Here is a 26762-nt window from a genome sequence, read left to right as displayed (position 1 = left end):
CTAACGTCCCACATACCTGACGGGACCTGCTGGCGGCCGGTCCTGCTGCCGCACCGGCGCTGCCTGAGGCTCGCGATTCATGGCGAAGCGGGTGGCTGAGCCTGCACCGCCCGCGCCGAGAACGCCGGCCAGGACCGCCGTGTTGGCGACCAACGACGGGTCCTCGCTCGCCGCAACGGCCTTCGCCCCTGCCTCGTAGCCCCCGATCTTATGGCCCGGGCCGAGGCCGGGGTCCCCGCCAGGAGGGGTGCTCACACGGTTGGTGAGCGTGACGGTAACCCTGTCGCGGGTATCCGGGTTCGGCAGTCCGTCGCTGCCGGGAACCCAGTCCTGGCGGTGTTCGAGATGGAGCGACGTGATCCCAGGTTCCGGAGTAATCCCGCCGACCGGTGATCCGGCCGTCAGTACGTATTTGAGATCAAATTCGGCCAGGAAGGCCTTGTCCTGGCTGAGGTTCATGACGTGCGCACCGCCTTGGCTGTAGCCGACAGCCACCACCTCGTCCCCTTTCGCCGCCCCGACCTGTTGCAGTGCGGACAGGACGGCGGCGTTCACCTGCTCCGAGCCGTACCCGAGCGCCTCGGCGATCCCGGCCTGATCGAACGGGTTCGCACCGCCCGGCGGCTCCGCGGGCTGAGTGCCGGGGACGATGACGATGAAGGCCTTGCGGCCTGCGTTCTCGACCTGCACGACCTCGATCTTTCCGTGTCCGTCGGCGTCCAGCTCCCGCAGCCTGGCCAGGAGGCCGGCGGGCGAGGTGTCCACGTCGACGTCCCGGCTGAGTTCCTCGACGGCGGTGACCGGCCGCGGCTTCAGCCACGGCAGATACAGCTCCGTGATCCTGCGAACCAGCGGACCGACGGCGGTGATGTCCCGGCCGGCAGCCACCTCTGCCGCGAGGAACCGTACGAAGTCCACCGGCGCCAGTTGCATCAGCAGCCCGAGTGACACAGACAGCGCCGCGGCCTCGGCGGCGTCACGGCTCAAGTAGTTATCCGTGGTCAGGTCCACAAAGAGTGACGGCAAAAACATCCAGCCGTCCTCGGGCGGGCGGATCCCGGCGGCTGCACGCGACTCTGCAACTTCATAGTCGCGGTGGCTCGCCCGAACCTGGCTGCTGAGGTACTGAAGCTGCTCCCTGACGGCGCGCAGCGATTGGCAGCCTTCACCTACTGCCGTGAGCGCCGCCGTGCCGCTGGGCGGCGGATCGTATTGATAGGGACCAAGCTCATCCCAGACGCGCCGGAGTCCCACTTCAACCGCGGAGAGTTCGTCTGCCAAGCCCTCCAGCTCTGCCGCGCCGGCCATGAGCTCCTCAAACTGAAAGCGGATGCCGCCCACTCCGCCGCGGATCCGCAAGTTCCCGTCCGTTGCCGGTTCCAGTGGAACCGGTGGTCCGCCGCTGCCGGCGGGTGTGGCTTCAGCCATCAGTACCCTCCTCCCATCCTCTGCGGTGACACCGGAACCTCACGGGAGTGACGAAGCACAGCTTCGGAGGCCGCCATGAGGCGCTCCCTGGCGCGTCCAAGGGCAGCGGCCTGCAAGGAGATGGCGGTGCGGTAGGCCTCACCGGCCGGTGACTGCCACTCCGCCAACTCCAGGCGGCGGAACCTGAGCATCGAAGTATCGACACTGTAGGCGAAGTCGGCGACCCGCCAGGCCAGTTGCTGCACTTCGAAGCTCCGCGAACCGCACGCGTCGGCATCTGCTGCAGTAATGCTGCCGCTCATCTCATTTCCCCCTGGCTGTGTGTCCCGGCATGTCAGTACTCCCGACGCTACGGAACGCCACAGCCCCGGGAAACGAGCGGGGCCGGCTATGTGGAAAATTCGGAGGGCGACCCCGGACGGCGCGGGGCAGGGAAAGTCACACGGACACCGGCTTAAAGGGCGGTGCGACTTCGTGAAAGAATCAGGACATGCCTGAAACTGCCGCCACAGCTGACACCCGTACGCCTTCCGGACGCCTGGCCCTAGCCGCCTCGCCGGAAAAGATCGCCCTTGGCCCCCTGGACGGCCGGTACCAGTCGGCCATCGCCCCCCTGGTGGACTACCTGTCCGAGGCGGCCCTCAACCGGGACCGCGTGGCTGTGGAAGTTGAATGGCTCATCCACCTGACCAGCAACAACGTCCTCCCGGGTGCCGGCCCGCTCACTCCGGAGCAGCAGGACCAGCTCCGCGCGATAGTCACGGAATTCGACGCCGCCTCGGTCACCGAGCTGGCCGAAATCGAGGCCGTGACAGTGCACGATGTCAAGGCTGTGGAGTACTACATCGGCCGCAGGCTGCCGGCCATCGGTATCGAGCGCCTGACCGCCATGGTGCACTTCGGCTGCACTTCCGAAGACATCAACAACCTCTCCTACGCCCTGGGTGTCAAGGGTGCTGTGGAGGACGTCTGGCTGCCCGCGGCCAAGGCCCTGGTGGCCCAGATCAGCACGATGGCCGAGGACAACCGCACCGTGCCCATGCTGTCCCGCACTCACGGCCAGCCAGCCACGCCCACCACTTTGGGCAAGGAACTGGCAGTCATCGCGCACCGCCTGAACAGACAGCTGGACCGCATTGCCAAGACCGAATACCTGGGCAAGATCAACGGCGCCACCGGCACCTATGCAGCCCACGTCGCCTCCGTCCCCGGCGCCGACTGGCAGCAGGTTTCGAAGTCGTTCGTCGAGGGCCTCGGCCTGACCTGGAACCCGCTGACCACCCAGATTGAAAGCCACGACTGGCAAGCTGAGCTGTACGCAGACGTCGCGCGCTTCAACCGGATCCTGCACAACGTGTGCACCGACATCTGGAGCTACATCTCCATCGGCTACTTCGCGCAGATCCCCGTAGCGGGCGCCACCGGCTCCTCCACCATGCCGCACAAGGTCAACCCGATCCGCTTCGAAAACGCCGAGGCCAACCTGGAAATCTCCTCCGGCCTGCTGGACGTGCTGGGCTCCACCCTGGTCACGTCCCGCTGGCAGCGGGACCTTACGGACTCCTCCAGCCAGCGCAACATCGGCGTCGCGTTCGGGCACTCCCTGCTGGCCATCTCCAACGTTGCCAAGGGCCTGGAGCGGCTGGACGTCGCTGAGAGTGTCCTCGCCGAAGACCTCGACACCAACTGGGAAGTCCTGGGTGAGGCCATCCAGATGGTGATGCGCGCCGAGGCGATCGCCGGCGTGGAAGGCATGGAAAACCCGTACGAGCGGCTCAAGGACCTGACCCGTGGACAGCGCGTCGATTCCTCCCGCATGCAGGAATTCGTGCAGGGCCTGGGACTCTCCGCAGACGCCGAGGCCCGCCTGCTCGCCCTGACGCCGGGCAAGTACACGGGCATTGCTGCCCAGCTGGTGGACCACCTCAAATGAGGCTCCTGCTCATTCGACACGGCCAGACCCCGGGCAACGTCCTGGGCCAGCTGGACACCGCGCACCCGGGGCCGGGACTGACGGAACTCGGCGAACGCCAGGCCGAGGCGCTGTCCCGTTCGCTGGCGAATGAGCGGATCCACGCCCTCTACGCCTCCACGCTGATCCGTACGCAGATCACGGCTGCTCCCCTGGGGCGCGTGCACGGGCTCGAGACCGAGGTGCTTGAGGGCATTCAGGAGATCGAAGCCGGAGCACTGGAGAAGCTGACCGACCACGAATCGCACAAACGTTACCTGGGAACCATATTTTCCTGGGCCGACGGCGATCTGGACCGTCGGATGCCCGCCGGTTCCAACGGCCGGGACTTCTTCAACCGCTACGACGCCGCGATCACCAAGGTAGTGGAACGGGCAAACAGCGCGGCGAACGGCGACGGAGCCGTTGCCGTGGTCAGCCACGGGGCGGCCATCCGCGTGTGGGCAGGGCTGCGGGCAGGCAACATCGAACCCGAATTTGCCAGGCGGCATGTCCTCGCCAACACGGGCATTGTGGCGTTGGAAGGAGATCCCGACGGCGGCTGGAACCTCATCCACTGGGACGACAGTCCCGTGGGCGGCCTGGCTCTGGCCGACCCCACGGCCGAAGACCCCACGGGCAAGCCGGCCTAGCGGCTGCGCCTGCCGCGCTGCACTGGACTGCTTCCCGGAAGCCAGCCATGATGAAAGCAGGCGTGGGGACAGGATTGTCGGCCGCGGCGTGCGGTGGCTCCCTGCGTGTGGAGGCGCAGTGGCATGTCAGGCAAGGCGGTACCCAGGGACGGTGTGCCGGCATCCGACCTCCCCGGACCCGACCAGCCGTTCCTGGCGGCCTACTATGAGCACGTGGCGCCGGAGGACCTGCAAAGCTACAGCCCGGAAAACCTGGAGCAGCGGGCCGAAGCCCACAGAAAACTGGCGGCCAAGCGCCCGCCCGGTACTGCCGCCGTCGACGTCCTCAATGAAGGTGACGCCAGTGTCCTGCTGGTGGTCGCGGACGCCATGCCGCACCTGCTCCATTCGCTGACGGCCGAGCTTGGCCGCCAAAACGAATCCATCCGGCTGCTGGTCCATCCCACGTTCCTGGTCCGCCGGGAGCCGGAAACGCACCGGCTGCTGGAGGTACGGCCGGGTTCGCCGCAATCCGGACTGCCCCCAAGCATTGCGGGAGCAGCAGCCGTTGCGCCGCCCGGCATATCCCGGGAGCCGCCGGGCTGGTCGTCGGAATCGTGGGTGGCCGCGGAGATCGGCCGCCTGCCGGGAACACACGGTATCCGTGAACTGATCGCCAACGTGCAGCGCGTCCTGGCCGACGTGCAACTCGTGGCGGACGACACCCCGGCCATGCATTCGCAGCTGGCTCACGCCATCGGCTCGATGGAAAGGCTCGCGCACGCCCTCCAGTCAAAGGGCACTCAGGCCGCCAGCCGACAGGCCGGGAACACTTCACCTCCTCCCGCGCAGCTAGCAGAACTCCTGCGCTGGCTGGACAGCGGCAACTTCATGTTCCTGGGATCCCGCGAATACGACTACGAATACGGCAGTCCTGACGATGGCGGCCCGGCGGCCCTGAAGTTGCGGCCCGGAACCGGGCTGGGCCTGCTCCGGGAGAACGGGAACGGGGCCGGGGCCGGGGCCGCACAATCATCGGCCACCCTCCCCCACTCCGAAGTGTTCGTGCTTTCCATCTCGGACCTGAGGTCATCCGTCCCGCGCCCGGCCTACCCGGATGAAATCCACGTCCGGATCTTCGACGCCGGAACGGCACAAGGCGAAATACGGTTCCAGGGTTTGTTCGTGCCAGGTGCAACAGGCCGCTCGGTCCGCCGCATCCCGGTCATCCGGGACAAGGTCCGGGCCGTCCAGGAACGCTTCGGTTTCGATGAAGCCTCCCACCCGGGCAAGCAGCTGCTGGCCGTCCTTGAGTCCTTCCCCCTGGATGAGCTCTTCCATCTGGACCTGGACGAACTAGCGAGGCTGTCGCGTGAGATCCTGCTCCTGCAGGCCCATCACCAAACGCGGGTGTTCCTGCGCGCCGACAGGTACGGCCGCTTTATGTCGGCCCTGGTGTTCCTCCCCCGCCACAGGTACAGCACTGTCGTCCGGCTCAGGATCGAACAGGAGCTCAAGCAGGCCTTCAAGTCTTCCTCCCTGGAGTTCGAGGTCCGGCTGAGTGAATCACCCATGGCCCGCGTCTTCTTCCGGATCCTGCTGCCCGCGAGCGGCGTGCCCAACGTCGATCACGCTGCGGTGGAGCGTAGCCTGGTCAGCGCAACGCGGACGTGGGCGGAAGGACTGGACGAAGCGCTCCGGGACAAGCTGCCGCCCACTGAGGCCGGCCGGCTGTCGGCACTCTGGTCCGCCGCCTTCCCCGCCAGCTACCGCGCAGACTTCGAGGTCGAGGATGCGGTGGAGGACATCAGGCGGTTTGAGCAGTACGACCTCGACGGCGCGGGCGGCCGGGACGTGAACGACCCGCAGCTGGCGGTGTACTTCCCCGCCGGTACGTCCCCGACACTGGCCGGGGACGCCCGGATCCGGCTCTACCTCACCAGCGCCCAGAGCCTGACACGGATCCTGCCGTTCTTCCACAACCTCGGCCTGGAGGTGCTGAACCAACGGCCGTTCGACCTGGTGCGAGGGACCGGCCGGCGCTTGTTCCTGTACGACCTCGGGGTTAGGTACCCCGCGGGCATTGACCCCGCCGGAACCAGCGGACTCCTGGCGGATGCCTTCAGCGCAGCCATGCGCGGGGACACGGAATCGGACAGGTTTGACGGCCTGGTGCTCCGGGAAGGCATCGAGTGGCGGCAGGCGTCCATCCTGCGCAGCTATGCCAAGTATCTGCAGCAGCTGGGGACCACGCACTCGTACGGCTTTATGGCGGATGCGCTGCTGGCCAATGTCCGGGCCACCCACGCCCTCCTGGCGCTCTTCGAGGCGAAGTTTGATCCCGCCCTTGACGTTCCCGACCGGTTCAGGGACACCGACGCTGTCCGCAAGGAACTGCTCGCCGCGATCGAGGACATTCCGGTCCTCGACGCCGACCGCCTGCTGCGGACGCTGATGAACCTGGTGGAATCCACGCTCCGCACCAACTACTTCCAGGACAAGCCGCACCTCAGCTTCAAACTGAATCCCGCGGCAATCGCCAACGCGCCCTTCCCCCGGCCGAAGTACGAAATCTGGGTCTATTCGCCGCGCGTGGAAGGCGTCCACCTGCGCTTCGGGGCACTGGCCCGGGGCGGACTGCGCTGGTCCGACCGCAGCGAGGATTTCCGCACCGAGATCCTGGGCCTGGTCAAGGCCCAGAACGTAAAGAACTCCGTGATCGTGCCCACCGGCGCCAAAGGCGGTTTCTATCCCAAGCAGTTGCCGGATCCTGCCGCCGACCGTGAGACCTGGCTGGCCGAGGGCCTGGAGTGCTACCGCGTTTTCGTCCGCGGCCTGCTGGACCTGACCGACAACCTGACCACCACTGTGCACGGCGAAACCGTGGTGCCGCCGGAGCGCGTGGTGCGTCACGACGTCGACGATTACTACCTCGTGGTGGCGGCTGACAAGGGCACCGCCGCGTTTTCGGACGCTGCCAACGCGGTGGCCCGGGAGTACGGCTTCTGGCTGGGCGACGCCTTCGCGTCGGGCGGGTCCGTGGGCTATGACCACAAACAGATGGGCATCACTGCCCGCGGTGCCTGGGAATCGGTGAAGCACCATTTCCGCGAGCTCGGCGTCGACTGCCAGCGGGAGGACTTCACGGCCACCGGCATCGGGGATATGAGCGGGGATGTCTTTGGCAACGGAATGCTCCTCTCCCGCCACATCCGGCTGGTGGCGGCGTTCGACCACCGGCACATCTTCCTCGACCCGGATCCCGATGCCAAAGCGTCCTTCGAGGAACGACGGCGGCTCTTTGCCCTGCCACGCTCGTCCTGGGCGGACTACAATCCCGCCCTGATCAGCGAGGGCGGCGGTGTTCATTCCCGCCGGACCAAGGCCCTCCCCATTACGGAACAGGTCAGGCACTCTCTCGGCCTGGACCCGGGCACGGTGTCGCTGCCGCCTCACGCCCTCCTCCAGGCCATCCTCCGGGCACCCGTGGACCTGCTCTACAACGGCGGCATCGGCACCTACATCAAGTCCTCCTCCGAGAGCCATTCAGAGGTGGGCGACAAGGCCAACGACCCCATCCGGGTCAACGGCAAGGAGGTGCGGGCGAAGATCATCGCCGAGGGCGGGAACCTGGGAGTCACGCAGCTCGGACGGATCGAGGCCGCGCTGTCCGGCATCCTGCTGAACACCGATGCCATCGACAACTCCGCCGGGGTGGACTGCTCGGACCACGAGGTGAACATCAAGATTTTCCTGGACCGGATGATTTCCGCCGAAAAGATGCCCGCGGAGGAACGCGCAGCTTTCCTGCACTCCCTCACCGATGACGTGGCCCGATTGGTGCTGGCCAACAACGCGGACCAGAATGTCCTGCTCTTCAACGACCGGCACCTGGTGCGGGAGTGGAGTCCCGGCTTCGAACGGATGATGGACTGGCTCGAGAATGCCACGGACCTGGACCGCCGGCTGGAAGGGCTGCCGAGCAGCGCCGAGCTCAAGGAACGGCTGCGGTCCGGAGAAGGGCTCACCTCGCCCGAACTGTCCGTGCTGGCCGCCTATGCCAAGATCCAACTGGCCACCGAGCTCACCAACAGCGATCTGGCGGACGACCCGTGGTTCCGGCGCGTCCTCAGAGGCTACTTTCCCCGGCAGCTGTCCGAGCGATTCGACGCCGATCTGGACTCCCACCCGCTCCGCCGCCAGATCATCTGCACGGTGGTGGCCAATGACATGATCAATCTGGGCGGTATCACCTTCGCCTTCCGTGCCATCGAGGAGACGACAGCCACCGCGGCCGCAGTTGCCAAGGCCTTCGTGGTGGCACGCGAAGCGTTCGACCTGCCGTGGATCGTCAACACGCTGGCCGACCTCCCCGCCGCGTATCCGAGTGAACACGCTGCGCAGGCAACCCTGCACATGCGCAGGGTCCTCGATCGTGCCACCAGGTGGTACGTGACGCACGACCACCGGGACCAGCCAGTGACCGAGGCCCTGGCCAGGATCCTGCCAACGCTGGAACTGCTCCGCGAGCACACCATGGACTACTTTCGCGGCTCGGACCTGGACCGCGTGCAGGACCGGCTGGCGCACTGGGACGACGTCGCGATGCCCCGGGAGCTGGGCCTTCGCGCCGCGGGACTGTTGGAGAGTTTCGGGCTGCTGGACATCTCGCTCGTTTCGGAGCGGGTGCATGAACCCGTCGCCACGATCGCCGACCTGTATTACGCGGTCTTCCAGCGGATCGGCGCCGCGAACCTGCTGCTGAGCATCACCGACCTGCCGCGCCAGAGCCGGTGGGAGGCCCTTGCCCGCGCCGCGCTGCGTGATGATGTGTACTCGGCCGTAGCGGACATGACGGCCTCGGTGATGGAGATGACGCAGGGTCCGGACTTCAGCGCGGCTGATTCCGTTGAGCGCATCGTAGCTTGGGAACGCGGCCATCAGGAGCAGCTCGTGCGGATCAAGGACACGTTCGCCGAAGCAACCCGGCCCGGACAGACTGACATCCACTCGATCTCCGTGGCACTCAAGCTCCTGCGGACGCTGGTGCGCCGTTAGGCTATGGCCGCCAGGTGCACCGGGGACAGGTGCACCTGGGAGTCGAGCTGGAAGCCGCAGCTGCACCGCCACACGGCCGGGAGTTCAGCAGGGGCCTCGGCCCCGTCATAGGAGTAGGCCAGTTCAGTGGGGCCGGGGACCGGCGTGGTCCACTCCATTGCTTCCCCGCAGTGGAACGGCGGGGCCTGCGGCTGGCCCAGGGGCGCGGCCACATCACCGTCTGCCAGCCCGGAAAGTTCAGCGAGGATTACCAACTGCGACACAACTCCTTATGCAAACCGGTCAAAACACGGATTAGTAAGCATACATACTAATTGGCGTGACGGCCATCATGCCGCCCGCACCCACTGTTCTCCCGACGCTTACCCGCAGGAAACACCGCGGAAATGGCCTCCTCCTAGGCTTATTTTGCATATCCCTCCGGCGAATCGAGGCAGCGATGCAGACCAACCCCCGACTCAACATCAGACAGGTCACCTGGGCCAACCCCGTGGGCGCCGATCTGCGGGCAGCACAGCAGGCGGAACTGGACGCCCGCTTCGGCACCAAGGACCACGAACCCGGACCCCCGCCGTCGGAAGTGGACACGGCCGTATTCCTGGTGGCCTACGAGAAAAGCTCCGGACAGCCGGTGGGGTGCGGCGGACTGAGGATGCTGGACTCCACCACCGCCGAGATTAAGCGGTTGTACGTCCTCCCCTACACCCGCGGTTCGGGAGTTGCCAGCTCCATCCTCGCTGCCCTGGAGGCCCACGCCTACGGAATGGGCGTCACTTCTATCACGGCCGAAGCGGGCTCGGCCCAGCCGGACGGCAGGAACTTCTACCAAAGTTGCGGCTTTGATGAAGTACCCAACTTCGGCCCCTACATCGGCGTGGAGCACTCCCACTGTTACGCAAAGAAGATTGATTCGCACAGCGCCGCGCACACAGCCATGGCATAACGACGGCGGCAGGCCGCTGCCGCCGTCGTCACACTGCTGCCTGCCGCCCACGGTCCGCTAATCTCGCAGTATGGAATCGGCAGACATCACCTTCCGCACCCGCAAGTGGGTGCGGCCTGAAGACCTCAACGCCAACGGCACGCTGTTCGGCGGAAGCCTGCTGAAATGGATCGACGAGGAAGCCGCGATCTACGCCATCCTGCAGCTCGGCAACGGCCGGGCCGTCACCAAGTACATTTCTGAGATCAACTTCGTCAGCTCCGCGGTGCAAGGTGACCTGATCGAGATGGGATTGACCGCCACCCGGTTCGGCCGGACCTCGATGACCATGCGCGCTGAAGTCCGGAACATGATCACCCGGCAGAGCATCCTCACCATCGAGGAGATCGTGTTCGTCAACCTGAACCTGCACGGCAAACCCGAACCCCACGGCTACACGGAGATCACCTACGACCGCGACCGCATCCCCACCCACCACCTGACGGAGACCCTGGAACGGGACTGACGCTGCGCGTCTGACCGGGGCGGAAGTTCACCGGGCGTTAAAGCCAGGGGTGCACGATGTTGGGCCAGCCCGACCAGACTGGAACGCCGAGGCCGAGTAGTTTATCGAATCGATAGCTATAAACGGCCAAAATCGGTAGAAGCCGCTATAGGCTTGCCGGACAATGCTCCGGTTCCAGTTCAGAAATGGGTCTCAATCGTGCAAAAGTTCAAAACCTTGGTTGCCGCCGCCGTCGCCGTCACCCTCCTGGCCGGCTGCGGCGCCGGCTCGGCCGCCCCCGAAGCTTCGGGCAGTTCATCCCCGGCAGCGGCCTCCGGCGACACTCTGGTGGTGTACACCAACTCCAACGGCGAGGGCCGCGGGGAGTGGCTGACGCAGAAGGCAGCGGAGGCCGGCTTTAAGATTGAGATCGTGGGCGCCGGCGGAGCCGATGCGACCAACAAACTGATCGCCGAGAAGAACAACCCCATCGCCGACGTAGCCTTCGGCCTCAACAACATGTACTTCGTCCAGATTAAGGCAGCCGACGCCATCGAGGCGTATGAGCCCGCGTGGGCGGCCGAGGTGGACGCCTCACTCGGCGACGGCGACGACGAAAAGGCCTACTGGCCGCTGGTGAAGCAGGCCATTTTGCTCGGCTACAACTCGGACAAGATCACGCCTGAGCAGGCGCCGAAGGACTGGACGGACCTGTGGTCCAAGGACGAATTCAAGACGCGCTATGAACGGGTCACCGGCCTCGGCACCGCGACGGCGCAGCTGGTGTTCGCCGGCATCCTCTCCCGCTACAAGGACGAGTCCGGCGAGCTGGGCATCTCGGATGGAGGCTGGAAGCAGGTGGAGCAGTATTTCCAGAACGGCAGCCCGGCCGTCGCCAAGACCGACCTCTTCGCCCGCATCGCGTCAGGGGAAGTGGACATGGGCCAGATGCCCTCCTCGATCGTGGCGGAGCGCGAGAAGTCCTTCAAGGTGAACGTGGAGACAGTGGTGCCGTCCGTGGGCGTCCCGCTCGCCGTGGAGCAGGTGGCCCTGGTCAAGGGCACCGACAAGAAGGAACAGGCCCAAAAGTTCATCGACTGGTTCGGCAGCGCCGAGGTCCAGGGTGAATGGGCGCAGCAGTTCAATTCAATGCCGGCAAACAAGGTCGCCGCCGCCAAGGCCAAGCCGGAGGTGCTCGAGTTCTTCGACGGGCTCAAGCAGCAGGACATCGACTGGAACTTCGTCCAGGAAAACATGGGCTCGTGGGTGGAAAAGATCGAACTCGAGTACATGACGTAGCCCCGGCCCCTGCCCAACAGCCACAGCAGACAGGTTTCCCATGATCCGCTTGGACAACATTGAAGTTTCCTTCGGCGATTTCATCGCCATCCCGCAGCTGGACCTCCACGTCGAACCCGGTGAGTTCTTCACGCTGCTTGGCCCGTCAGGCTGCGGTAAAACGACGGCGCTGCGGACCTTGGCAGGCTTCATCGAGCCGTCCGCGGGAACCGTCCATGTGGATGGGAAGAATGTCACCCGGCTCCCCAGCGACAAGCGGCAGGTGGGGATGGTGTTCCAGAACTACGCCCTGTTCCCCAGCATGAGCGTCCGGGAAAACATCGCTTTCGGGCTCCGAGTCCGCAAGGAGAAGAGCGCCGATAGCGACCGCCTGGTGCGGGACATCGCGCACCGGGTGGAGCTCAGCGATGAGCAGCTGGACAAAAACGTGGCCGAACTTTCCGGCGGCCAGCAGCAGCGCGTCGCAGTTGCCCGTGCCCTGGTGCTGCGGCCCAAGATCCTGCTTCTGGACGAGCCGCTGTCCAACCTCGATGCGAAGCTGCGGCACCAGCTCCGGCAGCAGCTCAAGGACCTGCAGAGCGAATTCGGCATCACCACTGTTTACGTGACCCACGACCAGGATGAGGCCCTGGCCATGAGCGACCGGGTGGCCGTCTTCAACAAGGGCGTGGTGGAGCAGGTGGGGACGCCGCAGGAAATTTACGACCATGCGGCGACCGAGTTCGTCTGCAATTTCATCGGCGACAGTTCCGCGCTGACCCCGGAGTTCGTCGCCGAGCTGAACCGGCTGTCCGGCGCAGGACTGTCGACGGCGGCAAATTCCTACCTCCGGGTGGAAAAGGCGTCCCTGACGCCGACTGCAACCGGCGGAACAGCGGCGGGCGGTGCCGCCGTCGGGCTCTCCGGAAAGGTGGTGTCACGCACCTACCACGGGCTGCACAGCCGCTACGTGGTCCGGAGCCATGGCGCCGACATCCGCCTGCTGGTCCGGGAGGACGGCGTCGTGCATCCCGAGGCAGGAGCGCCCGCCACCGTCTACGTCCAGCCGGGCCACGTGCTGCAGTACCATCCCGATACCGGTGCCGCGCTGGCAGCACAGAACCGGGCAGCACAGGATCAGGCAGCACAGAGCCGGGCGGCGGCCCTCCCATGAGCGGCGCCCCGGCCAGGAGCATGCTCCGTTCCCCGTTCATCCTCACCGTGGGAACGGTCCTTACCTGGTTCATCGCCGCGTTCCTCGTCTGGCCCAACGCCAACGTGCTGATCGAAACGTTCTTCCCCGACGGCAGCTTTTCCGGCCGGGCGGCGGAGAAGCTGTTCTCCTCCCAGCGCGCCATGAAGTCCCTGGGCAACAGCTTCCTGTTGGCGGTGGCTCTGTCCGTCACGGTGAACGTGGTGGGCATCTTCATCGTGCTAGTCACCCATTACTTCAGGATCCGCGGCTCCAGGATCCTGTTCCTGGGCTACGCCACCACCTTCATTTACGGCGGCATCGTGCTGGCAGCGGGCTACAAATTCATCTACGGCGACAAGGGAATCGTCACCGCCTTCCTGCTGAACGTCGTTCCCGGCCTGGATCCCGGCTGGTTTTCGGGATTCTTCGCCGTTTTGGCGGTCATGACGTTCGCCACCACCACCAACCACATGCTCTTCGTCGCCAACGCCCTCAAAGGCGTGGACTACCAGACCATCGAAGCGGCCAAAAACCTGGGTGCCTCCACCTGGACCATCCTCCGCCGGATCGTGCTGCCCATGCTGAAACCGACGCTGTTTGCCGTCACCATCCTGTCTTTCCTGACCGGCCTCGGGGCACTCAGCGCCCCGCAGGTCCTCGGCGGCCGCGACTTCCAGACCATCACCCCGATGATCCTCACATTCACGAACAGCCCCACGTCGCGCGACCTGGCCGCCCTGCTCGCCGTGATCCTGGGCGCCGCCACCATCCTGATGCTCGCGGTCATGTCGCGCCTGGAAAAGGGCGGGACCTACTTCTCGGTCTCCAAGGTGTCCTCCGCGTTGCAGAAGCAGAAAATCACCAATCCGGCGGCCAATATTGCGGTCCACGCGGCCGCTTACCTGCTGTTCGCGGTGTATACGCTGCCGGTGATCCTGATTGTGCTGTTTTCCTTCGCGGACGGCGCCGCCATCCAGACCGGGCGGCTTTCCGTGGACAGCCTCACGCTCGACAACTACGTGCGGGTCCTGACCCAGGCTTCGGGCCTGCGGCCGTTTGTCATCAGTGTCATCTACAGCGCCCTCGCTGCCGTGATCGCCGTCGGCGGGCTGCTCCTGGTGGCCCGGATCCTGCAGAAACACCGGAACTGGGTGACGGCCCTGTTCGAGTACCTCCTGCACATCCCCTGGATCCTGCCTTCCGCTTTGCTGGCCCTCGGGCTGATCATCAGCTACGACCACCCGAACCCCCTGGTGGGCGGCGCCGTCCTCACCGGGACCACCGTGATCCTCCTGATCGCCTTCATCACGGTGAAGATCCCGTTCACTCTCAGGATGCTGAAGGCCTCTTTCGCGTCGGTCAACTCATCGCTGGAGGAAGCCGCCGCCATCATGGGGGCCAAAACCCTCTACGTGTTCCGCCGCGTTCTGCTGCCCCTGGTCCTCCCGGCCGCGGCGGCCATCGCGGCCCTGAACTTCAACAGCATGCTCGATGACTACGACACCGCCATTTTCCTCGCGCACCCCCTGGTCCAGCCGCTTGGCCTCGTGATCAAGGCCAATACCGACGGCGCGGAAGGCGTGGACGGCGTTGCCAGCACGTTCGTCTATACGGTGCTGCTCATGGTGATCACCGGTGTCACGATGTACCTCGTCTACGGAAGGTCCGGCCGGCGACGGGGCTCGAAGGGCGGGAAGCCCCGCGGTCCGCTTGCCGCACCTGGCACGGCGGCACCCGCCGCTTCACCCGTTGTGGACGTACGGGACGCTCAGGCCTCCGCTCCGGTCCGGGTGCCGTGAGCCGGGTGCCGTAGGCAGGGTGGGCCAGGCGGAGTGCGCTACGCAGCTCCGGCCGACGCTACACTGATGGGCCGGCGCCGGTCCGGCTGAGCCTTCGCGCCAGGCCGAGAATCCCGTCGCGGACCGGCTGCGCGGCTTCCGCGAGCACAAGCCGGGCCATCGCGGAGGAAGCCGCCCGCAAGGCCTGGCTGCGCAGCAGGCGCCGCTTGTTATACGCCCTCAGTGCCTCGGTAACAGGCTGTGAATTGAGCAAGCCCGCCAGGGTCACGGAGTCGAGGAGGGCTTCGCAGGCTCCGCGTCCCAGATTGGGCGTCATGGCATGGGCGGCATCTCCCACCAGCACGGCCCCTCCCCGTGCATACGTCCCGAGGACGGGCGTGGTCCAGATCCGCTGGGCCAGCGTTTCAGACGGCGTGGCAGACGCGAGAACCCGGCCGATGCCGGACGCCTTCCCCGAAAATCGCGCACGCGTGAGATCCAGCGCAGCTGCAGTGTCGATGGAGCCCGGCCCCATGTCCGACCGGAAGGACGCATACCAGTAGGTCCGGTTGCGGGAGGCCGGAGCTATGCCGAACAGCTCGCCGCGGCCCCAGTATTCGCCACCCGAATCCGGCGGCAAGGTCTCGCCGATGATGCCCCGCAGGGCGAGGTAGGGGCTGAGCCGGGCTTTGGACCGCGGACCCCAGCATTCCCGGCGGACCACACTGTGTACGCCGTCGGCTCCCACCAGCAGTCCCTGTCCGGCGAGGGAGCCCGCCGCACCAGGGACTGAAGTCACCGTGGCATGCACCCGGCTGACCGATTCCGGCACGGCGGCGTCGAGCAGCCGCAGGAGATCGGCGCGCGAAACGCCGATCACGCCGTCAATCCGGGTGCGTAACCATACCCTGCCCGAAACGTCCCGGAGTGCCATGCCTTCGAATCCGGACCCTGCCGCTCGGATTGCCGGCAGGATGCCCACAACGTCCAGGGCCTGCTGGGCCTCAGGCCACATGGCCAGGGATGTCTCCACCGACGGCAGCTCGCGCCGCTGCTCATGGACGGTCACCTGGAAGCGTTCCGGGTTGAGGCTCGCGGCGAGAGCCAGCCCTGCGATGCCGCCGCCGACGATGGTGATGGGGTACATGCACCGATGTTAAGCCCGGCGGCTGTTAAGCCCGACGGCGGGAGTTGCGTTGCGCCTGCTAGGCGGACGGCCAGCCGGTGTACGCCTCGGCCAGGTAGGCCCTGCCGTGGCGGGAGGAGACCACTGAATTGAGCTCGCCCAGCTGGCGTGCGCGGGAGAAGTCGTCGGCGTCGGCGGGAGTGTGAAGCATGGACGTCATCCAGTAGGAGAACTGCTGCGCTTTCCAGACGCGCTCCAGCGCGCGGTCACTGTACGCGTCCAGGACCACGGTGGAACCGCCGTTGTAGTAACTGTCCAGCCCCTCGAACAGGACCTTGACGTCGTGGATGGCAAGGTTCAGTCCTTTAGCACCGGTGGGCGGGACGGTGTGGGCGGCATCCCCGGCCAGGAACAGCTTGCCGTGGCGCATCGGGGCGTGGACAAAGCTGCGGAATTTCAGCACCATCTTGTCGATGACCGGGCCTTCCTTCAGCTCGAAGCCGTTGCCGTTGACGCGGCTGCGGAAGGCGTCCCAGATGCGGTCCTCGCTCCAGTTGTTCACATCCTCGTTGGGGTCGCACTGGAAGTACATCCGCTGGACGGTCTCGGTCCGCTGGCTGATCAGGGCAAAGCCGTTGGCCGAGTTGGCGTAGATCAGTTCGTCCGAGCTGCGGGGCGTCTCGGCGAGGATGCCGAACCAGGCGAAGGGGTATTCGTGGAAGTACCACTTGCGGCTGGCTTCCGGGATCTGGAACCGGCAGTGGCTGCGGGAACCGTCGGCCCCGGTGATGAAGTCGGCCTGCAGTTCGTACTCCACACCGTCGGCGTCCGTGAACCAGACCTTGGGCGATCCTTCCATGTCGTGGATGGTGGTGTCCGTGACGTAGTAGCGGACGTCCCCGCCGTCGGCCTCCCGCCTGGCGGCCAGGTCCATAAAGACGTCGGTCTGCGGGTACAGCCAGACCGACTCCCCGACCAGGTCCTTGAAGTCGATCCGGTGGCTTTCGCCGTTGAAGCGCAGCTCGATGCCGTCGTGCCGGTCGCCTTCCCGCAGCACCCGGTCCGAGACGCCGCTGTCCACCAGCATGTTCACCGTGCCGTGCTCCAGGATGCCGGCGCGGACGGTTTCCTGGATTTCCTGGCGGCTGCGGATCTCGATCACCGTGGATTCGATGCCGGCTTTGGCCAGGAGGTGTGAAAGCATCAGTCCGGCCGGACCGGCGCCGAGAATGGCCACCTGGGTGGTGATGATTTTGCGGGCTGCCATGGTGTGTTCCTCGCTTCGTTGCGGAGCCCCTGAAAAAGTCCGGAGGCCTATGGGGTCGTCTGGCTACAGTCTGCGTCCCGAACGATGATCCGCGTTACAGCTTTTCCATTGAATGGAATCGTGTTCTAGTCCCGCTGCTCCGGGGAGCTCTGCGATTCAGCGAGGCGGCGCCCGATTCCGCGGGCTGCCGTTTGCAGTGCGGGAACCAGCGCCTGCAGCCGCACCTCGTGCAACGGAATCACGACGCCGATCGCGGCCACCGTCCGCTTTTTGCGGTCCATCACCGGGACTGCAATGCCCCAGGTGTCAGGATCGACCACGCCGGCCAGCTGGGCGAAACCCTGATGCGCAGCCTCGCCAAGCTGGAGTCGCAGCTGCTCCGCCGTCAGCCTGCCCGCAGGATCCACGAAGCCGTCCAGGTACTCGGCCTGGACGGTGTGCGGCTGCCCGGCCATCAGGACGAGCCCCGCGGAGGACAGATGCACCGGCATGCGGCCCGCCACCTGCGCGCGGTTGGCCACGGAACCGCGTCGGGACAGCCGTTCCACAAAGAGCGCCTCCCGGCCATCCAGCACGGCAAGGTTCACGTTCTGGTTAAGCACCTGCTGGATATCCTCCATAAAAGGCATGGCCGCCTGGCGCAGCTCCAGCGTGGGGGAATTGCGGTTCACCAGCTCCCACAGCCGAAGCCCCAGCTGCACCGTGCCTCCGGGGCCGATGTCCAGGAGGCCGTGGCCGGCCAGCTGCCGGACCAGCCGGTGCGCAGTGCTGGGCGGCAGCGCCGCCCGGTCGGCCAGTTCGGAGAGCAGCAGGACATTCACGCCTTCCGGAAAAGCGGTGATGACACGGACCACGCGGTCCACCACGGAGTCCCCGGAGCCGGAGTTGGCCACATTTCCCCTTCCATTGAATGGTTTGAAGTGTCCCACATAACACCGCCCGGTGGTACAAATCTCAGGACAGGGAACGTCGGGTCCCGCCGGGTCCCCTGGCCAATTCAACCGACATCACATCAACCGGTACCAAAATCAACGCTGAGGTAGCAATGTCAACGCCGTCATTGGAAAACAAATCACGCTGGCCTGTCTGGCTTTGCTGGCTGGCCATGGTGCTGGATGGATTCGACCTGGTGGTGCTCGGCACAGTCATCCCCACCCTGATCAAGACGCAGGACCTGGGCTTCGACGCCGTCGGGGCCACGTTCGCCGCAACGATTTCGCTGGTGGGCGTGGGCCTGGGAGCACTGTTCATCGCGCCGCTCTCGGACCGCTTCGGCCGGCGGAACCTGCTGGTTGCATGCGTCACCTGGTTCTCCATCTTCACTATTGCGGTGGTGTTTGCGCCCAACGTTGCTGTCTTCGGCACCTTCAGGCTGCTGGCCGGCGTAGGACTGGGTGCGTGCCTGCCGGCTGCCCTGGCCTACATGAATGACTATGCGCCGGCGGGATCAGCCGGCAAGTCCACCACGCGGACCATGACCGGATACCACGCGGGCGCCGTGGCCACCGCCTTCCTCGCCCTGATGGTCATCCCGGACTGGCGCACCATGTTCGTCGTGGGTGGCGTCGCGGGCTTTGCCCTCGTTCCGTTCCTGTGGTTCAAGCTGCCGGAAACCCTGCCCGCCGTCATTTCCCTCCCGGCGCCCGTCAGGGCGGCAGTTCCCGGCGCTGCCTCCAGCACCGCCCCTGCCACCGTTCCGAAAGAAGCTGGGCCCGCAGCCGAAGGGCGTGCCGGCTTCAAGGACCTGGGCCGGAAACCGTACCCCCTCGTTGCCGCCGGCGTCGCCGTCGCCTCCTTCATGGGCCTGCTGCTGGTGTACGGGCTGAATACGTGGCTTCCGCAGCTGATGTCGTCCGCCGGCTACACGCTCAGCGCTGGACTTTCCCTGCTGCTCGTCCTGAATGTGGGCGCGGTCGTTGGGCTGGTGGTGGCCGGCATCCTGGCAGACAGGCATGGAACCAAGAAGATCGTGCTGCTCTGGTTCGCGCTCTCTGCCGTCTTCCTTGCGGCGCTCAGCGTGAAGATCCAGAACGAACTGCTCCTGAACGCGGCCGTGTTTGTGACGGGAGTCTTTGTCTTCAGCTCCCAGGTCCTGGTGTATGCGTGGGTGAGCCAGCTCTTCCCTGCCCGGCTGCGCGGCACCGCTTTGGGCTTCGCCGCCGGCGTCGGACGGCTCGGTGCCATCCTTGGCCCCGCCGTAACGGGCACCCTGGTGGCAGCCGGAATCGCCTATCCCTGGGGCTTCTACGTCTTTGCCGCGGCCGCCGTCCTCGCCGTAGCGGCGCTCGTCCTGGTGCCGCAGGCGGTGGCCGCAGCGGCGGGCAAGCGGACCGCCGTCGGGCCTTCCTAGCAGCTGCCGCCTTCCTGGACGGCCGGACTTCCTAGGCCGCGGGCTGCCGGGCGTCACGGCGGTTCAATACCTGCCGCGTAACGGCGGGAGCGACCACCACTGCAATGCCGACGGCGGCACCGATCACGGTCTCCACGATCCTGTCCCGCAACAACAATTCCGGAGCAGTGGGTGCGGCCAGCAGCGTGGCGCTGAGTGCCAGCGGCGTGACGAAGACCTGCGCCAGGACGTACTGCCGCGCGATGAACATTTCGGCCCCGAACTGGCAGGCAGCGATCACCAGGACCGTCTGCCACGGGGCAGGGTTCAGCAGGAGGATCCCCGCAAGAACGATGAGGCCCAGGACGGTTCCGATGATTCTTTGGACCCCGCGGGCCACGCGGTGGCGGGTGGTGCGGCCCACGAGCGGAACGACGGCAGCCACCATCGCCCAGTAGTTGTGGCCAAAACCCAGCCATTGGCCTACCACGGTGGCCAGAGTCCCGGCGAGGCCGGCGGCCACGAGGTACCCCACGGCTTCGAGCCAGGCGGCCCGCTTCTCGGCGGGCGTCAGACGGGCAGGCTCAGGCATGGCCCAGGGCGTTCGCCGGCTCCGGACCAGGCGGGAGGAAATGCCGATCAGCAGGCAGAACAAGGTGGTCAGGATGGAGACGAGCATGCACTGCCACAGCGGCGGTTGGTTCGGAATCGATGCGATGGCTGCGAAGGCGAAGATGTGGAACAGCGAGCCGGCGGGCCGGTGCCGCCACCGGGCGATCACCAGCGAACACGTCCCGGCAACCACGGTGGTGGCCGCCACCTGCGTCCAGGTGCTGGCGGCATCCGAGAGCCCCAGGGCCTGGCCGGCGCGCGCGGACAAGGTGGCCAGCAGGATGACGAGCAGCATGAGTGAGCCCGCCCGCACCTGGATGAAGAGCCGTTTCCGGTGCAGCTCCCCGCGCCCGTAGATACCCGTAAAGGCACCGAAGGAGGCGAAAATTGCCAGGTCCGTCCGGTTGATCAGGACCAGGAGGATCAGCGGCACGAAGACGCCGACAGCACAGCGGATTGCCACCTGATGGTCCTTGTTGCCGGGGGCGATAGTGAACATCTCGGCGAACAGCTTCACGGGTCACGCCCTTCCATACGGTGCCAGTCTGATGGCGGCAGCGGTGGCGTCCCTTCAAAATCCTACTGGTAATGTCTATCGGTTAAATTACCCACCAAAACGCAGACCGGAGGCACCCATGCTCAAAGGATTCAAGGATTTCATCCTTCGTGGAAACGTGATCGAACTGTCCATCGCCGTCGTCGTCGGCACTGCCTTCACGGCGCTGGTCAGCGCGTTCACCACGAATATCGTGAACCCGATCCTCGCGGCCGCGGGCGGCGTCAAAACGGAGGGCCTCGGCTTCCACATCTGGCCCGGCAACGACAAGACCTTCGTCAACGTGGGCGGGGTCATCACCGCGTTCGTGACGTTCCTTATTACGGCGGCCGTGGTGTATTTCATCTTCGTGGCGCCCATGAACAGGATCAACTCGCTCGTGAAGAGCCGGCTGGCCACGGCGGAACCTGAGGAAGGGCCCCTTCCTGCCGACACAGCGCTGCTGGCCGAGATGCGGGACCTCCTGGCCCAGCTCGCGAACAAGGAAAAGGAACTCACCAGCGCTGGAGCGCCGGCGCGGGATTCCGACGGCCCGCGCTGACGCGCCTCGCACTTACAGCCGGCCCGGTCAGGCGCTGGCTGCCTCGCCCCGCCGGAACCCGCCGTTCCACCTCCCGCGCCGCACGGTCACTGGAATGCCGGCGGCCGCAAGGCGGACGGAACGGAGCACGCGGGACTGCTCGCCCGGCGTCAGTTGGTGGTACACGGGCAGGATGACGGTTTTGTCCGCCAGGCGTTCCGTCACCGACAGGTCCGCTTCGCCGACATCACGGCCCAGATATTCCGGCCGCCGGTGTACCGCAGGGATCCCGGCTCCCGCCGTGATCCCGTCCCGCGCCAGGCGTTCCAGCAGCTCGTTCCGTCCGGAGGCGAACGAGGGCAGCACCTCCAGCCAGAAGGACTGAAAGTTACTGGTGCCGTAGGCGGGATCCTGGATGCAGCGCACCCCCTGGATGCGTGCAAGGGCCGTCTGGTAGCTGGCCACAATTTCCCTTCGGTGGGCCACGGCCTCCTGCAGCCGCCCAAGCTGGACGAGGCCGATTGCCGCCTGCAGATCGGACATGCGGTAATTGTGGGCGGCGCCGTTCCCGGGAAGGTCGCGCAACTGCCGCGCCCGGCTTGCCCACAGGGCGTTCCGGGTGGTCAGCATCCCGCCTTCGCCGGTGGTCATGACTTCATGGGCATCGAAGGACCAGACGGTCAGCTCGGCGCCGGCACCCACCGGGTGGCCCCGGTACGTTGAGCCCACACCACAGCACGCGTCCTCAATGACCACAACGCCCTGCTGGTCGCACAGTTCCCGGATTGGTTCAAGGTCAACCGGCATGCCTCCGTGGTCCACAATGATCACGGCGCGGGTTGCCGGGGTCAGGGCCTCCTTGACGGTCCGGTCCGACACATTTCCGCTTGCCCACTCCACATCCGCAAAGACGGTCCTGGCACCTGACTGCTCGACCGCCTCGGCTGTGGCAGCCGAGCAAAAGGACGGCAGCACGACGTCGTCCTGCGGTCCGACGCCGGCGACGCTGAGCGCGAGGTGGAGTGCGGCGGCGCCGCTGGACACGGCGACGGCGTAGGGTGCCTCCTGTGCGGAACCAAAGGCCTCTTCAAACTGGCCGACGCGCGGCCCTTGGGCTGTGCGCCCGGACGCGAGGACCTGCGCCACGGCGTCCGCCTCCTCCGCTCCAAGCCACGGCTTCATCACGCCGATAGGGCTCACCGCACGGTCTTCGCTGGTTGTCACCGGATCCTCCCGCTCCTCAAAAGGGCATTGGTACGCTTTTCCATTGAACGCGCCATCCGCCGGCACAGTCACGAGAGTTGCGTACGCGCATTTTCCCGCCGGAAGCCGCCGTTGAGGTGCGCAATACTTGGATTGCTTGCCGCCGAGTACCCCGGCGTTACCTGCTAACACCCGGTCCCTCAGCCGGCGCTGCAGCGGCCCCGGGGAGACCGCCAATTTTTTCGTGACGTGGGCGCAATACCGTTGAAACAGTGCCCGGACATGATGTGACTATGAAGCGCAAGGCACAGTCCCCTGAAACGGCCGACTTGAGCTGCGAGGTCTGCGGCCAGATGCCCGAACCCCCCAAAGCCCGGCTGACGCTGGCGAACATCGCCGTCATGCTGCCCACCGAACTCCTGGTCCACGCCGCAGTGGTGGAGACCCACCTCCCCTACGTAGCCAAAGTCCTGGTCCTGACCCTGACTGCCACAGTGCTGGTCATCTGGGTGGCCGAGCCGTCCGCTGCCCGGATCCTGCGGGGCTGGCTGCATGCGCCGGCCCTGCGCCACCGTAAACGGCTGAATACTGCCCCGGCCCTGTGGCGCGCCCGTACCGTACTGCGGGACCAGCCCGGGTCGCTGCAGCGAATCACCCAGTCGTTGGCCCGGCTTGACACGAACATCCTCAGCATCCACATCCATCCTGTGGCCGGCGGCGTCCTCGACGAGTTCGTCCTGTCCGCCCCCGGGCACCTGGGCGAGCGCGAGCTGCTCGAAGCACTGCGCTCCGGTGGTGGCCGGCATCCCCACGTGTGGCCCACCACCGCCCTGGCCATGGCCGACGGGCAGACCAAGGCCCTGAGCCTGGCGGCCAGGATCGCCGGTAACCCGGATGAGCTGCCGCTGGCCGTGGCCGAACTGCTTTCCGCAAGGATCGTTCCCGTTCCGGCCGAGGGCCGGCAGGAATTCCCGGCCTCACCCGACGCCGGAACGGTGCTGAAAATTCCTACCGCCTGGCACGGCCCCATCACCTTCTACCGGCCGGGCGAACCGTTCACGCCCGCGGAGTCCGCCCGCGCACACCGCCTGGCCGAACTCGCAGAGATCCTGGCGCACAGCGGGAGCAAATAGCTTAGGCGGCTAGCGCGGCGGCCGACGGCGGGTGAGTGCGGCAGTCACAATCCGTTGATAGGGCAGCCGCCGGGTCTTAGGGGGAGAAAACCCTTGACAGTGGCAGGGGTCACTTCTATCTTTGATTTTGGGATCCCAAAACGGGATCCCAAACTGATCGATCCCCGGGATACCGCGCCCCAGCCTGGCGCACCCTGATCCAGCCCGGGAAACATGGCCTCCGCCGCATCCCGGCCGCCGGCCTGCCGCAGCTCCAGAGTCTTTCCCTGCCCGCAAATCTTCCCCGTGAAGGAGAAGCTGTGTCTCTTCCAAGCACCGAAACTTCAAGTACCGGACCCGAATCAACAGGAGTCCAAACCCCGCCCGAGGGCAAAACCGGCAAGGACGGCGTGCAACGGCGCACCAACGTCCGCTGGAAGCTCTTCCTGCTGCTCCTGGTCCTCGTCGCCGTCAACTACATCGACCGGGGCTCCATCTCAGTGGCCCTGCCCATCATCCAAAAGGAATTCAATCTCGCCCCCGAACTTGTGGGCCTCCTGCTCTCAGCCTTCTTCTGGACCTACGCCCTGATGCAGATCCCGGTCGGCCTGCTGATCGACAAGTTCGGCCCCCGCAAGGTCATGACGGTGTCCTGCGTCGGCTGGGGTGCGGCAACGGCCGCCTCCGGCCTGGCCGGCGGCTTCCTGAGCATGTTCATCGCCCGCCTCGGCATCGGCGTGACCGAGGCCGGTGTTATGCCGGCCGGCGGCAAGCTCAACGCCATCTGGATGCACAAAGCGGAGCGCGGCCGCGGTGCCACCATCCTGGATGCCGGCGCTCCGCTGGGCGCCGGACTGGGCGGCATCCTCATCGCCGGGCTCATCGCCTCCACCGGCAGCTGGCGGACGTCCTTCATCATCGCCGGTGCCGCCACCGTCCTGATGGGCTTGGCCGTCTGGTGGTACGTCCGCGACAATCCCCGCCAGCACCGCGGGGTCAACGCCGCCGAGGCTGAATATATTGAGGCCTCGCACGCCGCAGAGGACGCCGAAGCCGAGCTCGACGGCAGCAAGGGCAAGCGTGCCCTGCTCCCCTACCTGAAGTTCCGGTCCTTCTGGGCCATGTGCTTCGGCTGGCTGGGCTTCAACGGCGTGTTCTACGGCCTGCTGACCTGGGGTCCGCTGTACCTGGCCCAGGCCAAGGGCTTCGATCTGAAGACCATCGGCTGGTCCACCTTCGTGATCTTCGGCGCCGGCTTCGTCGGGGAAATCCTGGGCGGCACCATCGCGGACAAGTGGCGGGCGGCAGGAGCCTCGGCCAACCGGGTCATGCGCACGCTGCTGGGCATCTCCAGCGTCGTGGTGGTGGGAGGACTCGTCGGCGTGACCGTCGTCGCTGACCCGACCACCGCCGTCGTACTTCTCTCCGTGGTGATGTTCTTCCTCCGCTGGGTGGGGCTCTTCTGGAGCATTCCCTCCATCCTGGGCGGCCGGACCAACGCCGGCGTACTGGGCGGTGCAATGAACTTCAGCGGCAACATCTCCGGCTTTGTCACCCCGATCGCGGTCGGCCTGATCGTCGGTGCCACCGGCTCGTACACGTGGGCGCTCCTGTACTTCGTGGGATCTGCGATCATCATGGGCGTGTCCGTCCTGGCACTGGACTACAACAAACGCCTCCCTGTCTAAGCAGCAGCCCTAAGCTAGGCACCGCAGCACCTCCTCCCGGCGCCGGGAGCGCAATACCGATCAAGAAACCGAATGGAGCAATAATGCTTGCCGCAGAAGAAACCCAGGACAAGGAACGCCCCCTCCGCGAGACTGTCCGGGACACGCTCCGCACCAGGATCTTTGAAGGGCATTACGCTCCCGGCACCAGGCTCGTGGAACGAGACCTCGCAGCAGAGTTCAACGTCTCCCGGTTGCCTGTCCGGGAAGCACTCCGGATGCTACGCCAGGAAGGCCTGCTCAGCGACCGGGGCGCCCGGGGCGCGGAGGTCAGTTCGCTCAGCCCCAAGGATGTGGAGGACCTCTTCGATGTCCGCCAGTCGCTGGAGGTGCTTGCCTGCCGCCTTGCCGCCGTCCGCGCCACCACCGAGGACCTCGACTACCTCATCGGACTACTGGATGAAGCCGAGGGCAGCCTCGCCAAGGGCGCCGTCATGGAGGCCCACCGGGCCAACAGCGAATTCCATGACGCCATCACGCGGATCGCGGATAACGGCTTCCTCAGGTCCGCCCTGGAACCGCTGCAGGGCCGCATGCACTGGCTGTTCCGGCACGTGAGCGACCTCCCCGAACTCATCCAGGAGCACCGCGAGCTTTTCGCGGCCATCGCCAGCGGTGATCCGGACCGTGCAGCTGCGCAGTCGGCCTCGCACATCGGCAAATACCGCGAACAGTTCCCTGACGACTTCCAGAAAACAGAACCCTCTCTTCACCGGAAGAAAAAATGAAACTCCTTGTCATCAATCCCAACATCAGCGACGACGTCACTGCGCTGATCGAATCGGAAGCCCTGCGCTCCGCCTCGCCGGGCACCCAACTGGTGGTCCGCACCGCCGGGCACGGCGTGGAATACATCGAAACCCGCTTCGAGTCCCTGATCGCCGCCGGCGCTGTCGCCGAGATCATCGCCGAGCATCACGGCCCGGTCGACGGCGGGCCTATCCACGGTGGCCCTATCGACGGTGTGGTTGTGGCGGCGTTCGGCGATCCGGGCATGCCGGCACTGAAGGAACTCACTGACGTTCCCGTCGTCGGCATCACCGAGGCGGCCCTGTGCGCCGCTGCCCTGCAGGGTCACCGCTTCTCCATTATCGCCATCTCCGACCGGATCCAGCCCTGGTACCGGGACTGCGTCGAGCGCTTCGGCCTCGGCGGCCGGCTGGCCTCCATCCGCTCCATCAACGAGACGCTCAACGGCATCGGTTCGGTGCAGCAGGATTTCAAGGAAACGCTGCTGGCGCTCAGCCGGCAGGCCGTCGCCGAGGACGGGGCCGACGTCGTGATCCTCGCCGGCGCGCCCCTCGCCGGCCTGGCCCGCGAACTCCGCGGCCAGATCCCCGTGCCGGTGGTGGACGGCATCTCAGCCGGCATCCGGATGGCGGAGGCCGTCGTCGGCCTGCACTCAGGCCAGCACCGGGCGGGCTCCTTCGCCCCGCCGCCGGTCAAGGCCCGCAGGGGGCTTTCCGAAAACCTCGACGCCGCCCTGGCCGCCGCACAGCAGGCGGCCCGTCCTGCTGCCGCCCCCGCCGCCGCGGCACCCGCCCGATAGCCCTCTTGCCTGCT

22 protein-coding genes are annotated in these 26762 nt (G+C 66.2%); 14 read left to right on the top strand and 8 right to left on the bottom strand.

Annotated elements, in window-relative coordinates; genetic code table 11:
* Together J7I92_RS19650 and J7I92_RS19645 are read right to left on the bottom strand one after the other, a co-directional pair.
* Positions 1-1428: a hypothetical protein gene (locus tag J7I92_RS19650; RefSeq protein ID WP_214843225.1), complete on the bottom strand. Its 1428-nt coding sequence runs from the start codon at positions 1426-1428 to the stop codon at positions 1-3.
* Entirely contained in the window at positions 1428-1730 is a 303-nt protein-coding gene (locus tag J7I92_RS19645) for a hypothetical protein (protein ID WP_214843223.1), read from the bottom strand. Before J7I92_RS19645 ends, J7I92_RS19650 begins: the two co-directional genes overlap by 1 nt.
* Positions 1731-1918: 188 nt before the next feature.
* Between J7I92_RS19645 and purB the strand changes: the two genes are divergently transcribed.
* From purB to J7I92_RS19630, 3 genes are all read left to right on the top strand, one after another.
* Positions 1919-3361 carry an adenylosuccinate lyase gene (gene purB / locus J7I92_RS19640; RefSeq protein ID WP_214843221.1) on the top strand — a complete coding sequence of 481 codons (1443 nt, stop codon included), beginning with the start codon at positions 1919-1921 and terminating at the stop codon, positions 3359-3361.
* Entirely contained in the window at positions 3358-4032 is a 675-nt protein-coding gene (locus tag J7I92_RS19635) for a histidine phosphatase family protein (RefSeq protein WP_214843220.1), read from the top strand. Before purB ends, J7I92_RS19635 begins: the two co-directional genes overlap by 4 nt.
* Positions 4033-4155: 123 nt before the next feature.
* Positions 4156-9069 carry an NAD-glutamate dehydrogenase gene (locus tag J7I92_RS19630; protein WP_214843219.1) on the top strand — a complete coding sequence of 1638 codons (4914 nt, stop codon included), beginning with the start codon at positions 4156-4158 and terminating at the stop codon, positions 9067-9069.
* Here J7I92_RS19630 and J7I92_RS19625 read toward each other — a convergent pair.
* Positions 9066-9332 (bottom strand): hypothetical protein, encoded by a 267-nt coding sequence (locus J7I92_RS19625; protein WP_214843218.1) that lies wholly within the window; start codon positions 9330-9332, stop codon positions 9066-9068. The two genes, J7I92_RS19630 and J7I92_RS19625, sit on opposite strands and share 4 nt — an antisense overlap.
* A 176-nt stretch (positions 9333-9508) precedes the next feature.
* Between J7I92_RS19625 and J7I92_RS19620 the strand changes: the two genes are divergently transcribed.
* The 5 genes from J7I92_RS19620 (at position 9509) to J7I92_RS19600 (ending at position 14768) form a co-directional block, all read left to right on the top strand.
* Positions 9509-10012 carry a GNAT family N-acetyltransferase gene (locus J7I92_RS19620; protein ID WP_214843217.1) on the top strand — a complete coding sequence of 168 codons (504 nt, stop codon included), beginning with the start codon at positions 9509-9511 and terminating at the stop codon, positions 10010-10012.
* A gap of 70 nt (positions 10013-10082) precedes the next feature.
* Positions 10083-10517 carry an acyl-CoA thioesterase gene (locus tag J7I92_RS19615; RefSeq protein ID WP_214843216.1) on the top strand — a complete coding sequence of 145 codons (435 nt, stop codon included), beginning with the start codon at positions 10083-10085 and terminating at the stop codon, positions 10515-10517.
* 198 nt (positions 10518-10715) lie between these two features.
* Positions 10716-11795: an extracellular solute-binding protein gene (locus tag J7I92_RS19610; protein WP_214843215.1), complete on the top strand. Its 1080-nt coding sequence runs from the start codon at positions 10716-10718 to the stop codon at positions 11793-11795.
* A gap of 40 nt (positions 11796-11835) precedes the next feature.
* Positions 11836-12948, top strand: a complete 1113-nt coding sequence (locus J7I92_RS19605; protein WP_214843214.1) for an ABC transporter ATP-binding protein — start codon at positions 11836-11838, stop codon at positions 12946-12948.
* Between the two features lie 20 nt (positions 12949-12968).
* Positions 12969-14768, top strand: coding sequence for an ABC transporter permease (locus J7I92_RS19600; RefSeq protein ID WP_396020426.1), 1800 nt, complete (start codon positions 12969-12971; stop codon positions 14766-14768).
* Positions 14769-14826: 58 nt separating this feature from the next.
* Here J7I92_RS19600 and J7I92_RS19595 read toward each other — a convergent pair whose 3' ends face one another.
* The 3 genes from J7I92_RS19595 to J7I92_RS19585 form a co-directional block, all read right to left on the bottom strand.
* Positions 14827-15894 carry an FAD-dependent monooxygenase gene (locus J7I92_RS19595; RefSeq protein WP_214843211.1) on the bottom strand — a complete coding sequence of 356 codons (1068 nt, stop codon included), beginning with the start codon at positions 15892-15894 and terminating at the stop codon, positions 14827-14829.
* A 58-nt stretch (positions 15895-15952) separates the two neighbouring features.
* Positions 15953-17140, bottom strand: a complete 1188-nt coding sequence (locus J7I92_RS19590; RefSeq protein ID WP_214843210.1) for a 4-hydroxybenzoate 3-monooxygenase — start codon at positions 17138-17140, stop codon at positions 15953-15955.
* 125 nt (positions 17141-17265) lie between these two features.
* Positions 17266-18033, bottom strand: a complete 768-nt coding sequence (locus tag J7I92_RS19585) for an IclR family transcriptional regulator (protein ID WP_214843209.1) — start codon at positions 18031-18033, stop codon at positions 17266-17268.
* A gap of 152 nt (positions 18034-18185) precedes the next feature.
* Here J7I92_RS19585 and J7I92_RS19580 point away from each other — a divergent pair, with 152 nt between their 5' ends.
* A complete protein-coding gene (locus J7I92_RS19580; protein ID WP_214843208.1) occupies positions 18186-19490 on the top strand; it encodes an MFS transporter in 1305 nt (434 codons plus the stop codon).
* A 31-nt stretch (positions 19491-19521) separates the two neighbouring features.
* Here the strand turns inward: J7I92_RS19580 and J7I92_RS19575 are convergent, their stop codons facing one another.
* Positions 19522-20598 (bottom strand): FUSC family protein, encoded by a 1077-nt coding sequence (locus tag J7I92_RS19575; protein WP_214843207.1) that lies wholly within the window; start codon positions 20596-20598, stop codon positions 19522-19524.
* Between the two features lie 118 nt (positions 20599-20716).
* On the opposite strand from J7I92_RS19575, the gene mscL reads away from it, so the two are divergent.
* Positions 20717-21178: a large conductance mechanosensitive channel protein MscL gene (gene mscL, locus J7I92_RS19570; RefSeq protein ID WP_214843206.1), complete on the top strand. Its 462-nt coding sequence runs from the start codon at positions 20717-20719 to the stop codon at positions 21176-21178.
* A 27-nt stretch (positions 21179-21205) separates the two neighbouring features.
* On the opposite strand, the gene J7I92_RS19565 is transcribed toward mscL, so the two are convergent.
* A complete protein-coding gene (locus tag J7I92_RS19565; RefSeq protein WP_214843203.1) occupies positions 21206-22381 on the bottom strand; it encodes a DegT/DnrJ/EryC1/StrS aminotransferase family protein in 1176 nt (391 codons plus the stop codon).
* Positions 22382-22653: 272 nt separating this feature from the next.
* On the opposite strand from J7I92_RS19565, the gene J7I92_RS19560 reads away from it, so the two are divergent.
* The 4 genes from J7I92_RS19560 to J7I92_RS19545 all read left to right on the top strand — a co-directional run bounded on the left by J7I92_RS19560 (position 22654) and on the right by J7I92_RS19545 (position 26748).
* A complete protein-coding gene (locus tag J7I92_RS19560) occupies positions 22654-23493 on the top strand; it encodes an amino acid-binding protein (protein ID WP_214843201.1) in 840 nt (279 codons plus the stop codon).
* A 299-nt stretch (positions 23494-23792) separates the two neighbouring features.
* Entirely contained in the window at positions 23793-25160 is a 1368-nt protein-coding gene (locus tag J7I92_RS19555) for an MFS transporter (protein ID WP_214843200.1), read from the top strand.
* A gap of 83 nt (positions 25161-25243) precedes the next feature.
* Entirely contained in the window at positions 25244-25927 is a 684-nt protein-coding gene (locus J7I92_RS19550; RefSeq protein WP_214843199.1) for a GntR family transcriptional regulator, read from the top strand.
* Complete coding sequence (locus tag J7I92_RS19545; protein ID WP_214843198.1) at positions 25924-26748, top strand: aspartate/glutamate racemase family protein; 825 nt, start codon at positions 25924-25926, stop codon at positions 26746-26748. The genes J7I92_RS19550 and J7I92_RS19545 overlap by 4 nt, the downstream gene beginning before the upstream one ends.
* The last annotated feature ends 14 nt before the right edge of the window (positions 26749-26762 follow it).

This window comes from Arthrobacter sp. ISL-72, assembly GCF_018613755.1.
Taxonomy (GTDB): Bacteria; Actinomycetota; Actinomycetes; order Actinomycetales; family Micrococcaceae; genus Arthrobacter.
This window is presented reverse-complemented; position numbering and strand designations above follow the sequence as displayed.

What these genes read in the sequence shown, in the direction of transcription:
- J7I92_RS19650 (WP_214843225.1), bottom strand. Translation starts at nt 1,428, where the DNA reads ATGGCTGAAGCCACACCCGCCGGCAGCGGCGGACCACCGGTTCCACTG.
- J7I92_RS19645 (WP_214843223.1), bottom strand. Translation starts at nt 1,730, where the DNA reads ATGAGCGGCAGCATTACTGCAGCAGATGCCGACGCGTGCGGTTCGCGG.
- purB (WP_214843221.1), top strand. Translation starts at nt 1,919, where the DNA reads ATGCCTGAAACTGCCGCCACAGCTGACACCCGTACGCCTTCCGGACGC.
- J7I92_RS19635 (WP_214843220.1), top strand. Translation starts at nt 3,358, where the DNA reads ATGAGGCTCCTGCTCATTCGACACGGCCAGACCCCGGGCAACGTCCTG.
- J7I92_RS19630 (WP_214843219.1), top strand. Translation starts at nt 4,156, where the DNA reads ATGTCAGGCAAGGCGGTACCCAGGGACGGTGTGCCGGCATCCGACCTC.
- J7I92_RS19620 (WP_214843217.1), top strand. Translation starts at nt 9,509, where the DNA reads ATGCAGACCAACCCCCGACTCAACATCAGACAGGTCACCTGGGCCAAC.
- J7I92_RS19615 (WP_214843216.1), top strand. Translation starts at nt 10,083, where the DNA reads ATGGAATCGGCAGACATCACCTTCCGCACCCGCAAGTGGGTGCGGCCT.
- J7I92_RS19605 (WP_214843214.1), top strand. Translation starts at nt 11,836, where the DNA reads ATGATCCGCTTGGACAACATTGAAGTTTCCTTCGGCGATTTCATCGCC.
- J7I92_RS19600 (WP_396020426.1), top strand. Translation starts at nt 12,969, where the DNA reads ATGCTCCGTTCCCCGTTCATCCTCACCGTGGGAACGGTCCTTACCTGG.
- J7I92_RS19595 (WP_214843211.1), bottom strand. Translation starts at nt 15,894, where the DNA reads ATGTACCCCATCACCATCGTCGGCGGCGGCATCGCAGGGCTGGCTCTC.
- J7I92_RS19590 (WP_214843210.1), bottom strand. Translation starts at nt 17,140, where the DNA reads ATGGCAGCCCGCAAAATCATCACCACCCAGGTGGCCATTCTCGGCGCC.
- J7I92_RS19580 (WP_214843208.1), top strand. Translation starts at nt 18,186, where the DNA reads ATGTCAACGCCGTCATTGGAAAACAAATCACGCTGGCCTGTCTGGCTT.
- mscL (WP_214843206.1), top strand. Translation starts at nt 20,717, where the DNA reads ATGCTCAAAGGATTCAAGGATTTCATCCTTCGTGGAAACGTGATCGAA.
- J7I92_RS19560 (WP_214843201.1), top strand. Translation starts at nt 22,654, where the DNA reads ATGAAGCGCAAGGCACAGTCCCCTGAAACGGCCGACTTGAGCTGCGAG.
- J7I92_RS19550 (WP_214843199.1), top strand. Translation starts at nt 25,244, where the DNA reads ATGCTTGCCGCAGAAGAAACCCAGGACAAGGAACGCCCCCTCCGCGAG.
- J7I92_RS19545 (WP_214843198.1), top strand. Translation starts at nt 25,924, where the DNA reads ATGAAACTCCTTGTCATCAATCCCAACATCAGCGACGACGTCACTGCG.